This window comes from Cupriavidus gilardii (assembly GCF_013314895.1).
Lineage (GTDB): Bacteria > Pseudomonadota > Gammaproteobacteria > Burkholderiales > Burkholderiaceae > Cupriavidus > Cupriavidus gilardii_C.
On sequence record NZ_JABTYE010000017.1, the window covers coordinates 57,210 to 70,902 of the forward strand.

The following is a 13,693-nucleotide window of genomic DNA, read 5'->3' on the forward strand; positions in this document are numbered from 1 at the left end:
GCTATGAAAACACGCATCACAGAACTTTTCGGCGTCCAGCACCCGATCATGCAGGGGGGCATGCACTTTGTCGGCCTGGCGGAGTTGGCCTCTGCTGTATCGAATGCTGGAGGTATTGGAACCCTGACGGCGCTGACCCAGCCCACCCCAGGTGATCTGGCACGGGAGATTGCACGTTGCCGCGACATGACCGACAAGCCTTTCGCAGTCAACTTGACATTCTTGCCAGCACGCACGCAGCCCGACTACCCGGGCTACATCCGCGCGATCCTCGACGGGGGAGTGAAGATCGTGGAGACGGCTGGGAATAATCCTCAAAAATGGATACCGATGCTTCACGAAGCGGGCGTCAAGGTGATCCACAAATGCACCTCTGTCCGCCATGCGATCAAGGCGCAAGAGATAGGCTGCGACGCGGTAAGTGTCGACGGTTTCGAATGCGGGGGGCATCCTGGTGAAGACGATGTGCCCAATTTCATTCTGCTGCCCCGTGCGGCCGATGAACTTCGGATCCCATTTCTGGCATCTGGCGGAATGGCGGATGCCCGTTCGCTGGTCGCTGCCCTGGCGTTGGGAGCCGATGGGATCAATATGGGGACGCGCTTTGTGGCAACGGCCGAGGCTCCGGTGCATCCGAACGTCAAGCAGGCGATTCTTGAGGCCTCCGAATTGGATACGCGGCTGGTGATGCGCCCATTGCGCAACACCGAACGTGTATTGAACAACGTGGGCGTAGAGCGGCTGCTGGAGAAAGAGCGCCAGCTTGGCTCTCGGATTACCTTTGAGGACATCATTCCGGAGGTGGGTGGCGTCTATCCGAAGGTGATGCGCTCGGGCGAGCTGGATTCCGGGGCCTGGTCCTGCGGCATGGTGGCTGGGCTCATCCGGGATGTTCCGTCGGTGAACGATCTCATCTCACGGATCGTTGCCGATGCGGACACTCTCATTCGCGGCCGGCTTGCAGGACTTGTTTGAGCCAGATGTGGTCGTTCCTCTGTCAGTGCCGCTGGCAGAGAGGATCCTCTTTGCATGGTCTGACCCGACCTGACCCTGCACCAGCCGCCAGCTCGCGCATCGATGCGGGGCTTGCCGACGCTTCCCCGGCGTTCCCCGATGCCGCCTCCCGAGCCGCGCTGGGCGCTTGGCACGCCGGCCTTAGCTCGCGGCAAGCCGTGACGCAGTACCTGCGGGAGGAGAGGGCGCACGGCCGATCCTCGCGGGCCGTGCTCGGCCGCATTCGCCGCCGGCTTGCCTGCTGGCACGCGAGCGCGGTCGCGAGGATCTGGCCGCATTGTTCGAGATACCGGCGTCCGAACCGGGGAAGCAGGGCAGGCATGCCGACCGTGCCATCGACGTCTTGCGCACGCTCCCGCCGCCACGGCCCGCGATCACCGACGACATCGGTCGCTGGCTCCCGGCACGCGCCTTCGGCGCCGAGGACGCCGTCCCTATCGCGCCTTCCTGCGTCGACCCACGCCGCGCGAGCGGTGGGTCGGTCCGCCACGCCCCCGTTCGTCGCCGGACTGGCGGCCATTCAACGGCGCACTATCGGCACGCTCGGCCGCTCATGCGCTGTCGATTCTTGGTGCGATTCCGCTGGCTGGTCCAGCAGCGATACGTCCTCGCCAATCCGTTCGCCGGCATCAAGGTCCGGGCGGTGGCCGCACGGCGGCGCTGGACAATTCGCACGCCTTCACCGAAGGCGAATGGAAGCTGGTGCGGACCATAGCCGACGGGCTCGAGTAGTCCTCGGGCAGAGAGGCCGCGGCCGCGCAGCGCCTGCGTTTCGTGCCGGACTTCGGCTAAACCACCGGATTGCCGGCCAGCGAGTTGATCGCGGCCAGGCTCAGCGATATCGAGATCGACGGGCAGGGTGACGAGTAGCTGAAGCTGACGGGGAAGGGGCGGGCGCTGCGGCAAGGTGGCCCTGCCGCCGGTGGCGCGGCGGGCATTGGAGCGCTACCTGACGGAACGCAGACTGCCGACCAGCCAGCGCCTGTGGCGTCTGGAGATTGCACTGGTCGGTGACCTGACCGGCGAGCCAGGTATCGGCATCGCCAGCACGCGGCTTTGGCTAGCAATGAAGTAAAAGGAGCACGGCAGATAGGACAGGCATTGGGGGCCTGAATGGGCATCAGCAAGGCCGCCCACGGTCAGGTGCCGCGGGAGTTCCCGCTCAAAACACCGAATCTTTCAAACCGAATCCGCGTGTCTAACGGACCCGTTGTTTTGCGTAATTTTGTTACTCACGCACTGACGGCGTGACGCTGCTTGTCGCTTGCCTAGTAACAAATTTAGTTGAACAAACGTTGCAGAAAATTGTTACTGCGTTGAACGGTTCAACTTAAAGTGTTCTTTGGATGTACGGCGGCCATGTTACATCTTCAGTCTGTCAGGTAGCGTGCGAAGGGGCGTGTCTCCCCGGCAGGTTATTCGTCTGCCAGTTTAAACGTGCCGTCGCCCCTCGCAATAATGCGTTCTGACCTGATCAGCGACGCCAGTCCTTCCAGAACATCGGCTACTTCCATCTCGAGCTGCTTGGCGATTTGGACCGCGTGCAACTTCTTGACGCTTGCACTGACGAGGTCGAGAATCTGGCCTTTGGGCCCCGACTCATAAGGTAGCCAGCTCAGCCGGCGGTGCTTGTCTGCGGTCTTGTCAATCTGAGGTTCGCGCTCTCTTTGCCGTGCAAGAAGTCGGTTCCGCATTTGCTCGTCTTCTTCGGCACTGGCGCGCTGTCTCTCGCGCTCTGCCGCAAGCCGCTGCGGACCCTCGGCGATAAAGGCGTCCATCACCTCGATCGGTCCCTTTCGGAAGGGCACTCCTCGAAATGCGCCGTGCTCATATAGCAGCTGTCGCAACCGTTCACATCGATACGATTCGCTCTCGCAGACGTCGGGTAGGTATTGCGCCTGTTGCTCCGCCGGTATGTCACGGTAGTAACGGCCACCAATCATGACGTAGCGCTCGATGAGGCGGAGCAACAGCTCTTCTCTGCTTAGTTCGTCGGGGTTTCCCATTGCCGCTCACAATGAAAAGAGGGCTGGCTCATCGAGTTAAAAATTGTAACAAATCTGTGCAGAGATCGAGCGGCAGGCGATGAACTGGGCGTATCCGCCCGGCACGACGCTCGCTTGCTGGTGTCCTGGGGAAGTTTGCCAGCCTCGCGCGACTGTCGGGAAGAGGACCGCAGCGACGGTCGGCAGACGGGGTGGGAAAGGCTGTAGCAAGTTCACTACGGACTTCTCCTGTGAGACGCGCCTAGCCTGACTGCGTGTCAGCCCTGGCCCGATGCGTCGCTTGCATTCTCGTGCAAGCCTTCTATCGTTCAAACGTTTTCCTAGGCAATGTCGCCCGTCCTGCCAAGTCGAGGACCGCTTCATGGATCCAGGCAACGATGAACATTACGGCGGCGGGCGAGTCGTTCGTGGCCAACGCGTCGACACGTCGGGTTGGCCAACGCCAGACGAGGGCGCGCTCGACGATCCGCGGCGCGCCTTGTACTTTTCCAGAAAACACGCGGTCCAGCTTTATCTTTCCGGCGCCGACGCCCACACCATCAAGCGTCTGACCTCGTTCAGTGACAAGCAAGTTTATCGTTTGATTTCCGAGCGTTGTCTTCAGGCGCATCCAGATGGCCAGCCGTATGGTTGGCGTGGCTTGGTGCCGTGGCTAAGAGTACGGCCATACCGCCGCCGCACGAAAATCCGTGTCGACCGGTTCGGCGGCGGGGCAGCCGGAGCGCTGCAAGCCACGCTGGATGCGCACCCGGAACTGCGCCTGTCATTCGAATCCCGGATTCGCTCTAGCCCATCGTCCAAACGGTTATCCGAGGCCAGGCGATCGCCCCGACGGCATTGGCTGTGGTTTCTTGACCAACTGCGCGAGCGCGGCTATGAGGCGCGCGGCGACTGGCCGTTCAATACATCGACTCGCGCTTACTTCACGATCTGTCGCTTCGTTGAACAGGTGCTGTCCTCGGACCCGAAATCGCTCGCAGCCAGCATCGGGGGAGCCGATCTGGTGCGCAAGCTGAAAGCCGGCGATGGATCCGGTCGGCCGGCCCTGCGGTTCATGCAGCGGGTCGAAATGGACGCGCACAAACTGGACGGTCGCTTCTGCGTGTCGCTGCCGCTCGCCGGCGGCGGCTTCACGGAGAAGATCGTGCACCGGCTCTGGGTGATTGTGATCCTCGAGGTGGTCTCGCGCGCGGTGGTTGGCTACTACTTCAGCACCGGGCGAGAAGTCTCGAAAGACGATGTCCTGCGGGCAATCAAGACCGGACTGAGCCGGCCGAAGCTGCGTCCCGTGACCTTTTCCGACACCCCATACTTGCCTGATGCAGGGCTGCTTGGCTCGCTCGGCGAGGAATTTGTGGGGCTGTGTTGGGATGAAACCAGCGTCGACGGCGCACTGGCGGAAACCTGCCAGCACGTTCGCGCTGCGCTCCAACAGGCCGTGGGTTCGACCCTGCTGGAGCCGCGCAATTCGTTCGCGGCACGACGAAGCAAAGACGATCGCCCGTTCATTGAGTCGTTTTTCCGCAACCTCGCCGGACGTGGCTTTCAGCGCTTGACCAACACGACCGGGGCGAAGCCGCAAGATCGGCAGGGCCGTGAGCCAGACGGCGTGGCGCTGGCCAGCCGCTTCCAGTACGAATATGCCGAAGAGCTGTTGGGCGTGCTGATCGCCAACTATAACGCTACCCCTCACCGCGGCATTGGCAACCGGACGCCCTTGCAGTATGCGGCCTTCCTGCATCGGCATGGCGGCGAGACGTGGCGCCGGGTGGATGCCGCCGCCATGCAAGGCTTGTTTAGCGTGAGAAGGCGTTGTGTGGTCAGGGGCGGCGCGGCGGTGGGGCGGGCACCGTACGTGACCTTCCATTATGGCCGCTACAGCAACGAGGTACTGCACAACCGGCAGGATCTGGTGGGCACCGAGATCTGGGTGATCTGCCATGAAGAGGACGATTGCCGCGTTGCGCTGGCCTCAACGCTCGATGGTGTGCCGTTGGGGGTGCTGCGCGCAGCGCCGCCATGGCACTTATCGCCGCATAGCCTGGCGGTACGCGCGGCCATCTGCCGCGCTTGTGCCAGAGGCCAGTTTGCGATTTCCCCCGGCGGCGATGCGATCGAAGCCTTCATCCAGTACGTCGAGACGCAGCCGCACAAGAAGCTCCCGGTTCATCCGGCGTACCTGGAAGCCAGGCGCATCTTGGCGGCGGCCTCCCAGCTTTCCATTGGCGCCGTGATGCTTGATGCCGCGCTGGAGCGCGGTCGCGGCGGGTCATCCCGAGGTGGGGAGGCGCCCGAGGTCGCGCCGGCCGTGACACGGGCTGACACAACCGGTGACCCGGGCACGGATGGGAAGGGTGAGCTTCCCCCGCGGCGCATGGCGCGAACGGAGTAGAACGTGTCGTTCTCGCTGCCCGAGCGCATCGATCCGCGTCACTGCATTGTGACCAAGCAGTATGCGATCTACACGCCGCCGATGCATGCCATGATCGAGCAGATGGGCGAATGGATCGATCAGCAGCGCCCGGGCGGCTATATCTATGGTGCGTCGCGGCTCGGCAAGTCGCGTTGCGTGCAGTGGTATGTCGGCAAGGTGCTGGAGGAGCGATTTAGCGCAGTCGTGCCCCTGGTGGTATGGAGCCGACGCCCCGACAGTCATTCCAACGAAGCGGCGTTCTGGCATCAGATTCTGATGGCGTCGCACTTCGAGTTCGTCAACCCGGCCAAGGTGCCCAAGCGGGTCGAGGCGGCCTATCTCTGTCGGCAACGCTTCATTGCCATCGCCAACAATGCGTGTCGCAACTATGTCGTCTTGTTGATTGACGAAGCGCAGGATTTGACGCTGCGCGAGTGGAAGTGGCTGGTGGGCCTGCAGAACGATCTCGATTACGACGGTTACCTGCTCAGCGTCTTCTCGGTCGGCACGCATCAATTGAACTATCGACATGAATACATGGCCAGCACCGGCAACGCGCATGTGGCCGCCCGCTTCATGGCAGCCCATGCGCGCTTTCACGGTCTGCGCTCGGTGCAGGAGATCGAGTATGTGCTGAACGGCTATGACGTCGACTCCGAATGGCCGGTCGACAGCGGGGTGCCGTTTCTGGCGTATTTTGCGCCAGAGGACTTTGCCCGCGGGCGCCGGCTGGCCGGCAGCGCCAAGCTTCTCTGGAACGCCCTGGTCGAGTTGTCACCGCAGCAGGCGCGACGGCGGCATGAGTTTCCGATGCAACACGTTGCCAAGGCGACCGAGAGCGTGCTGTTCCAACTGGCCCGCGGCATGGACTGGGACGAGGCGACCTGCTACGAGAATTGGCTCAGAGAATTGGCCAAGACCAACTTCTCTGACCACATGAGAATCATCGCCGCGGGCAGTTAGCGGTGGCGAGCTATCCCTCGATCAATTGGTGGCCAGATAATCTGCGGCCCTACGAGTCGGCGCTTTCGTTGGTCGCCAGGTTTTGCGCGTTCAATCGCATTTCCGCGCGAGCCGGCTCCGCGTTCCTGGGAATCGAGCCACACCATCCGGGATTTCCCTCCGATGATGACGTCGCGCGGGTGTCATCGCTATTGCGCGAGAACCCGGCGCGGTTGGCCGACGTACTCCAACAGACGCTCGATTTGCAGGAGTGCGGCACCTATGCGCCCCCTCCGGTCGACAGCCACGAAGCGAGCGTTCGGTATTGCGCAGCCTGTGCGCAACATGGTTATCACAGCTACCTGCACGAGATGCCGTGGTTGGCCAACTGCCCCGTACATCGGGTGGCGCTGACCACAGTGCCGGCCGACGGGACCGGCACCATAGGGGCCCGCCGCATACGGGAGTTAAAGCGCTTGATGCAAGGGCATTGCGCCGCTTGGCCGGACTTCGCGCCGGCATTCCCGACGCGCGAGCCCGGCGCTCTGTTGATGCTGGCATCGTGGGTGCACGACGCGTGCGAAGCCGCCAAGCGGATGCAGGCTGGCGAGCTGTGGCGGTCCGAGGCAGGTACGCATCGTGGCAAAGTCGCGATGGCCCAGGCCATTGGCCAGCTGCGCACGCTGGCCCCGCTGCCCACCGAGCTCGAGCCGCTGTTTGCCGACTGCGGTGACACTTGGATCGTCCATCAGACCCGATTTCCGGGCGCAGTCAGTCGCGAGCTGGCACGTCTTGGCGGGCGTGGCTTGCGGTTTGACTCCCTGTTTGCCTTCTATAAGGATACCGGCGATACGTCCGAAGGCTCTCCAGCGTGGTACTGCCAGTCCGTCCAGCAGCAGATCAGGCAGCGCCATGGCACCTGCGGGTGTCGGTGGGAGCGCGTCAAGGCCGGGTTCGGCGCGTTCTGTTGGATCAAGACCCAGCCTGATGAGTTGGGGCAAGAGCCGGTGCAATGCCCGTTTGAAGTGGCGGTGCAGGACCTAGAGCTAGACTGGGGAAGCCGGGGCAGGGCGCTGCCCTCGCGGCTCGCGCAGCAAGAGATGTATCGCTTTCTAAAGGAATCGCATGCGATGCGCGATGCTGGCGTGCTTTCCTATAAGGAGGGGGCGCAGGTGTCCCCAGACGGTTACCTATACACCATGCAATCGGTATGGCCCTGCTGCGAATGGAATCGGGACTCCCCTTTGCTTGAACTGTTCCGGACTGCCGCGCGTTGGGAGATCGACAGCGAGCATCGCGCCATCACGCGCTGGCTGGACGATATTGAAGCCGGCAGCCATCCTTCCCACCGCCAGGACCCCCTCTACTGTGTGCGCTTGCGCAGCGATGAACAGGGGGCGTCGCTTCTGCATTGGCGATCGGCCGACCACCGGGGTCGAGGGTGAGGGGGCGGCGCTGGCGGGCCGGGCGCACGAGGGACCGCCGGCGGCCGCCAACCCTCTACGGTCAAATCCCAGCCCGAAATCAGGGCACCGACCGGGCCGGCAGCTATCAGTTGGGCATCGTGGTCGCGTTCCGCGGATGTTCTGGGACAGCCGGCCGTAGCGAGTAGGCTGGTGCGGCCAGGGATGAAGCGCACCGATCGGCTGCCGGTACGGTGGGGCGACAAAAAAGCCGCCTGTGACGGCAGGCGGGCTAAAACGGTCGACGCGGAGGCGCCTTGACGCGCCGTTCCAGCTGCAGGGCACTGGCGGCAGCGCGGTCGCGGCGCGCGATCTGCACCGCTACGAGTGACGCCGGGCTGGCGAGGCGGTGCCCTGTTTCAATCAGCCGACCATACAAACCACAAGCGCGCGTCGCCTCAGCCATCGAATAGTGATGGCCATCAATCAACGCAAGGCGCACTTGGTCGCCATAGCGTATGCGCGAGCCATCCACGGGTTTCATGCATCGATTGTATAGCAGCCTGGAAGAGGAGCCGCTGTGCCCGCAGCCATCATGGCCGGCGTCTGCTCGGTGAATGGGGCTTGGCAGACGTCGTTTGATGGCCGGATGTCTGCCGTTCTTGGCCCACGGCCGGGCCGAAATCCACTTCACCGTGGCGGTTTTCAGGTGTGATGCCGGTGATCAGAGCCTCTACGTCATACTCATCCCTGGTCGCTGCCACGATCTCGGCCGGGAGCCGGAGCGAGGCGCCCTTGCCCGACTTCCGTATTCTTGTTCGCATCCGATGCTCCCGACGTTGCCACCCCGTCGATACTATACCGTGCCCCCGTTGCCAAGCGGGGCAAGCGCGCTCATGCCGTCAGCGGCAATCCCGGCCTCCGGTGGGCTTAGCAAGGGGTTACGCCACTGTACCCAGCGCCGGGCTGCCGTCAGGCGAAATCAGGCGCCGGCTCAGCTCCAGGAATTTATCGCTCGGCTGCAGGCGCCCTTGAAACGGCCGGCTGATGTACAGCCCGGCGTAATCCCAGTGGCGCGCCTGAAAAGTAATCGCGATGTGCGACGTAGAGCGACTTGACGGCCACTGCTGCGAGTCAAAGCGCAAGTTTTCCTTGCGCATCGCTGACGAACAATGATCCCGTGTCCTGGGCATTGATGGCGAAGTCGAAGAGGGCGCGCTCCCGCAGGAGGCGGGCAGCGACACGACAGCGGGTTCCTGCAACGAAGTTGCGACGCCGGCGATCGCAAGTCATGCACCTGCAGGGTGCGGGAGATGCTGCGCTCGAGCGTCAGCGCAAGATTGCCCCCGGTCTCCAAGGAAATCAGCAGAGCGAGGGTGACCGCGCCGTCGAAGACCAAGCCGGCCATGTCAAGCGCCGGCTGTGGCTTAGTAGATGTCTTGTCATTCCAGCGTCGCTCGCATGGAACTCCGTCGTGCCGCGATTGTTATCGCAGTATGCCGTTGCCTCAAACGGAAGTACATGGGAGAATCAACGCATATTTATGTTGTTAGCAACGCGAATGCCGACTGTTACCGCTATTCAGTTCACGCAGGATCAAATGCGTACCCTCACCGGGGTGTCGACGGAAACCGTCAGGCATTGGCGCAAGGCCATCCCCTACCTCGCTTCGAAGACGGGGAAAGCGGCCCGCTTTAGCTTCGCCGACTTGCTCGGTTTGTCCGTCACCCAGGCGTTGGTTAGTTCATTGGGCGTTCACATCGGTTCGGTCAGTGTCGGTGTGGATGCGTTGTTCCGGGTGCTCGCCGCAAGCGCGCCACTGATGGAAGGCGCCATCGTGCTGGTCACACCGACCACGGCCAGCCTGCATGGGGCCGATTCGTGGAGCGGCAAAGACGTACTGACGGAACCGACACTGGTGGTTGCGCTCGATCCGTTGATTGCCCGCTTGCAACAACAGGTGTTGCCCGCGATGAGCGCGCCGGCGCAAGCTGCGCTTCCCTTTCCACCCGAAGCCGTACGGAGCCGGGCGTGATATCGGCAACGCTAGAGCACGTTCTTGCGGCAACGGGTTTTCTTCCCGACGGACAACCCGCAGCCGGCCTGCGACTGGGCCGCGATGCCCAGGCTTCCCGGCGCGGCCGCGCCTTCGTGCCGGATGCATCATGGCGTAGCGCCTCGGCGCTAACGGTCTACTTCAAGTTCGAGGCGACTCCCCCGACCGATGACGTTGTCAGCCAATGGCGGCGTGAAGTATGGAACGAAGGATTTTCGCCACTGCTGTGGGTCGTTTCCCCCCAGCGCATCGACTTGTACAACGGCTTTGGTACCCCGCTGCAGGAGGGCGACGCGCAAAAGCACTTGATCGGGCGCTTCGAAACGATCGAAGACTCCCTGCATCGACTGGACGAACTGGCCGGGCGACTGGCGATTGAAACCGGTCAGTTCTGGGCGCAAGTACCGGCGGTGGATCGCAAGACCGGTGTCGACCAGAAGCTGCTTTCGGACCTGGCCTTTCTCGAACGGGATTTGGTCGCCGGCAATCTGGTACGCAGCGCGGCGCAAGCGCTGATCGGACGGGTGATCTTTACCCAATACCTGATTGACCGCGGCATCGTCAGTGCCGCGCGCCTGCGGCGCGTGTGCGGCTACACGGCGCTGCCGGCGATTCTGCGCGACCGCAGTGCTACAACCAAGCTGTTTCAGTGGTTGGCGCAAACCTTTAACGGGGACATGTTCCCGCCGTCGTCGGTGAGAACGACGCCGGCCGCTCAGCATTTGCAGCGCGTCGCCGAGTTCCTCGAAGCGGTCGATCCGCAAACTGGCCAGCTGACATTCTTCCCGTATCAGTTCGACGTCATCCCGGTCGAACTGATCAGTTCGATTTATGAACAGTTCGCGCATGCCGATCCGGACGCGAACGGGCAGAAATCGGAGGCATTGCGCAACGGCGTGCACTACACGCGCCTGTCAGTCGTGTCGCTGATTCTCGACGAGGTCATGGATGGCCTGACGGGACGGGAATCGGTGCTCGATCTGACCTGCGGGTCAGGGGTCTTCCTAGTCGAAGCACTGCGGCGCCTAGTGTATCTGCGCGCCGGTGGCAAACCGCCCACGCGGGAGTTGATTCGCTCCACCCTCTATGGACAAGTGCATGGTGTGGACATCAGCGAAGCCGCGATCCGGGTGGCCGCCTTCAGCCTGTACCTGGCCGCGCTCGAACTCGATCCGGATCCGCAGCCATCACAGTCGCTCAAATTCGAGCCGTTGATTGGCAGAACGTTGCTCGTGGGCGATGCCAGGACCATCGAACGGCAAGGCGACGGCAAGGCGGTGCTAACCACGTCGACGGGGCTCAAGCAGTTCGACCTGATTGTTGGCAATCCCCCCTGGAGCTTCAAGGGACAATCCGGTACGCAGGCACGGCGCCAAGCGATGACCACCGGGGTACCCACGCAGCCGCGGGGAGAGGGCCTGGACTTTGTACTGCGGGCGGCCGAGTTTTCGCATGCGCAGACTCGCTTTGGCGTGATTCTGAGCGCCACGCCGTTCTTCAGCCGCAGTGGCACGGGAATGAAGGCGGCCCACCATGTCATGCGCATGCTGGCGCCGGTGACGCTGGTCAATTTATCGAACTTGTGCAGCTGGCTGTTCGCCACCGCCACGATGCCGGCAGTGGTGCTTTTCGCCCGTCATCGGTCCGAGCAGCGGGCCGATCAGATCACCGTCGTGCAGATTCCATGGACACCCAGCGGCGCGAAAACTCATTCGTTCGAAGTCGCTCCAAGTGACATCCTCAAGCTCACGCTAGGTGAAATCGAAAAGCAGCCCCTGAAGCTCAAAGCGGCCGCGGTGGGGCGTCGCCGGGATCTGATGTTGCTCGATGAGCTGACGATGACGCATGGCAGTCTGGGGGAGCGGCTTGCCGTCCTGAATGCCAAATTCCGAGATGGGCTGACCCAAGGCAAACGGGAAAACTGGACGCTCGATGCCAGCGAGCTCAACGGATTGGGGCTGCTGCAGACCCGTGATATGCGGCACTTCCAGATTGCCGACGGTCTTGCGAGATACCACCATGCCAAGGCGCAACGACCGCGCGCACGCCAAATCTATCGGGCGCCCCTGCTGATCGTCAAGGAGATGCTGCTCGCTCAGCCAAGGGCGATCGTGGCGGTGGCTGAACAGGATCTGATCTTCACCGACGCATTTTTCGCAGCGTCATTGCCTGCGCGCCAGAAGCCGGTGGCCGATCTGCTCGCCATGATTCTGAGTTCCGCATTGGCTTCGTGGTTCTTCGGCCTGACTGCTTCCGAGTTCGGCGTCTACAAGCGAAAGCTGCTGATTCGAGACGTTGAGATGCTGCCGGTGCCGGAGCTCTCGTCCGCCGTCAGTTCGGCCGCAGGCCAGCGGCTTCTGGTGCTCGCACGGGCATTGCGCGAACGCGAAGTCCAGGCCGAAGACTGGAAGGCCTTGGATGATGCCGTGTTCGATTTGTATGAGCTAGGGCAGGCCGACCGCGTAGTGATCCAAGACGGACTATTGCGTGCGGGCTGGCAATGGGAGCAGGGGCGTGAAGCCGCCATGGCGCCATCGGACAGTAACGTGGAAGTGACCTCGTATGCAGGGACCTTCCTGTCCGTCATGGACGCGTGGCTTTCTGTGCGCAAGAAGCGGCATATGCGCGCAGAGATTATCGATCTGCCGAAGGAGGCCGCGCTTCGCGTCGTGCGCTTCATTTTGGAGGAGGGGCCGGGAAAGAGCAGCGTGTCCATGATCCGTCCGGGCGGGAAGTTGCGCGACGTGCTGGCGGGAATCGGCAATCGTCTGCAAGTGAAAATTGCCACGGCAGTCAGTGCCGAGCGAGAACTGCGCCTGCACGGGCGCAACGAGGTGGTCATCATCAAGCCGGCAGCGCGCCGTCACTGGATGGACATTGCCGCATTGGAGGATGCCGATGCCGTTGTGGCGGAGAGTTTTGTAGGGGGGCGCGCTTGAGGATTCCTTATGAGACGTCATCGGCCCTTGGCAGGCAGTTCATCGAACTGGCTCCCGAGGTGGTGGCTGCTATCTTGGTGACGGTGGCAGCAGGTTGGCAGCACGCGTGTGCGGCCGCAGACGTGAACACCGACGCAGGTGAGGTACTGATGACCGAGCGCTTGCGTGATGGCATGCGCCATGCACTGAAGAACTCGCCCTTGCAGTTTGTCGTGCTGCCGGGCACCGAGTCGCGCTCGACGCCCAGCGTGGTGCTGCCGGATGGGCGCACCGACATTCCGCTGGTTTTAATCGAAGTGTTCTTGCGCACGCAGGAGCACGATCCCCATGCCATCATCGAATGCAAGCGGATCGCCGGATCGAATACGCATTTGTGTCGCGAGTACGTGATCGAAGGCGTCGATCGATTCGCTGCCGGCAAGTATGGTGGGAACCACGCGGTCGGTTTCATGGTTGGCTATGTGCTCTCGGGCACCTGTGCAGCGGCGGTGCGCGGCGTCAACGCCTACTTGTCCCGTGTCTCGCGCCACGCGGACCGCCTAGCGCCAGCCATGATCATTGAGGGGCAAACGTGGCAAAGTCGGCATGCGCGAACCCCGCCATCCGAGGCCATCGCCCTACACCACGCGTTTTTGCCCCTGGACCATTGAAGTAAAACGCGGCGAGAGCCTGTGAGGGAGGAAAGAAGTGGGGAATAGCGCATCAGTGCGCATCCCGGCCGCGATCATGGAAGCGGCTAACTTGCGCGTGAATGCGGCCGTTGACGTACGCGGAGAGCACATTGTCATCGAGCCGCTGCGCGAGGCGCAGTACGACCTCGATGGGCTGCAAGCTGGCATCACGCCTGAGAATTTCCATGGGGAGGTGGATTGCGGCCCGCCCATCGGCAAGGAGCCTCCCTGATGGGTGCGGCCACTAGC

10 protein-coding genes and 1 pseudogene are annotated in these 13,693 nt (G+C 62.6%); 9 read left to right on the top strand and 2 right to left on the bottom strand.

Annotated features, from left to right (window positions below; genetic code table 11):
- Positions 1-3: 3 nt before the first annotated feature.
- On the top strand, positions 4-975 hold the full coding sequence (locus HTY53_RS17050; RefSeq protein ID WP_174107774.1) for an NAD(P)H-dependent flavin oxidoreductase: 972 nt from the start codon (positions 4-6) through the stop codon (positions 973-975).
- 98 nt (positions 976-1,073) lie between these two features.
- Positions 1,074-2,086, top strand: a pseudogene (locus tag HTY53_RS24635) (hypothetical protein); the annotation flags it as partial.
- A gap of 343 nt (positions 2,087-2,429) precedes the next feature.
- On the opposite strand, the gene HTY53_RS17060 reads toward HTY53_RS24635, so the two are convergent.
- Positions 2,430-3,020, bottom strand: coding sequence for a hypothetical protein (locus tag HTY53_RS17060; RefSeq protein ID WP_174107776.1), 591 nt, complete (start codon positions 3,018-3,020; stop codon positions 2,430-2,432).
- Between the two features lie 361 nt (positions 3,021-3,381).
- On the opposite strand from HTY53_RS17060, the gene HTY53_RS17065 reads away from it, so the two are divergent.
- From HTY53_RS17065 to HTY53_RS17075, 3 genes are read left to right on the top strand one after another with little or no spacing between them, the layout of a single operon-like run.
- Positions 3,382-5,412: a hypothetical protein gene (locus HTY53_RS17065; protein WP_174107777.1), complete on the top strand. Its 2,031-nt coding sequence runs from the start codon at positions 3,382-3,384 to the stop codon at positions 5,410-5,412.
- 3 nt (positions 5,413-5,415) lie between these two features.
- Positions 5,416-6,396 carry an ATP-binding protein gene (locus HTY53_RS17070; protein ID WP_053821748.1) on the top strand — a complete coding sequence of 327 codons (981 nt, stop codon included), beginning with the start codon at positions 5,416-5,418 and terminating at the stop codon, positions 6,394-6,396.
- Positions 6,397-6,398: 2 nt separating this feature from the next.
- Positions 6,399-7,820, top strand: a complete 1,422-nt coding sequence (locus tag HTY53_RS17075) for a hypothetical protein (RefSeq protein ID WP_174107778.1) — start codon at positions 6,399-6,401, stop codon at positions 7,818-7,820.
- Between the two features lie 250 nt (positions 7,821-8,070).
- Here the strand turns inward: HTY53_RS17075 and HTY53_RS17080 are convergent, their stop codons facing one another.
- A complete protein-coding gene (locus HTY53_RS17080) occupies positions 8,071-8,322 on the bottom strand; it encodes a hypothetical protein (protein WP_144425785.1) in 252 nt (83 codons plus the stop codon).
- A gap of 747 nt (positions 8,323-9,069) precedes the next feature.
- Here HTY53_RS17080 and HTY53_RS24810 point away from each other — a divergent pair.
- From HTY53_RS24810 to HTY53_RS17100, 4 genes are read left to right on the top strand one after another with little or no spacing between them, the layout of a single operon-like run.
- Positions 9,070-9,813 (top strand): hypothetical protein, encoded by a 744-nt coding sequence (locus HTY53_RS24810; RefSeq protein ID WP_223819829.1) that lies wholly within the window; start codon positions 9,070-9,072, stop codon positions 9,811-9,813.
- On the top strand, positions 9,810-12,773 hold the full coding sequence (locus tag HTY53_RS17090) for an HsdM family class I SAM-dependent methyltransferase (RefSeq protein ID WP_174107779.1): 2,964 nt from the start codon (positions 9,810-9,812) through the stop codon (positions 12,771-12,773). Before HTY53_RS24810 ends, HTY53_RS17090 begins: the two co-directional genes overlap by 4 nt.
- The gene (locus HTY53_RS17095; RefSeq protein WP_254600000.1) at positions 12,770-13,423 is read left to right on the top strand and encodes a hypothetical protein; all 654 of its coding nucleotides are present in this window, start codon (positions 12,770-12,772) and stop codon (positions 13,421-13,423) included. Before HTY53_RS17090 ends, HTY53_RS17095 begins: the two co-directional genes overlap by 4 nt.
- 37 nt (positions 13,424-13,460) lie before the next feature.
- Entirely contained in the window at positions 13,461-13,676 is a 216-nt protein-coding gene (locus HTY53_RS17100; RefSeq protein ID WP_174107780.1) for an AbrB/MazE/SpoVT family DNA-binding domain-containing protein, read from the top strand.
- Positions 13,677-13,693: the final 17 nt, after the last annotated feature.

Coding starts and splice junctions, on each gene's coding strand:
- HTY53_RS17050 (WP_174107774.1), top strand. CDS start 4: ATGAAAACACGCATCACAGAACTTTTCGGCGTCCAGCACCCGATCATG.
- HTY53_RS17060 (WP_174107776.1), bottom strand. CDS start 3,020: ATGGGAAACCCCGACGAACTAAGCAGAGAAGAGCTGTTGCTCCGCCTC.
- HTY53_RS17065 (WP_174107777.1), top strand. CDS start 3,382: ATGGATCCAGGCAACGATGAACATTACGGCGGCGGGCGAGTCGTTCGT.
- HTY53_RS17080 (WP_144425785.1), bottom strand. CDS start 8,322: ATGAAACCCGTGGATGGCTCGCGCATACGCTATGGCGACCAAGTGCGC.
- HTY53_RS24810 (WP_223819829.1), top strand. CDS start 9,070: ATGCACCTGCAGGGTGCGGGAGATGCTGCGCTCGAGCGTCAGCGCAAG.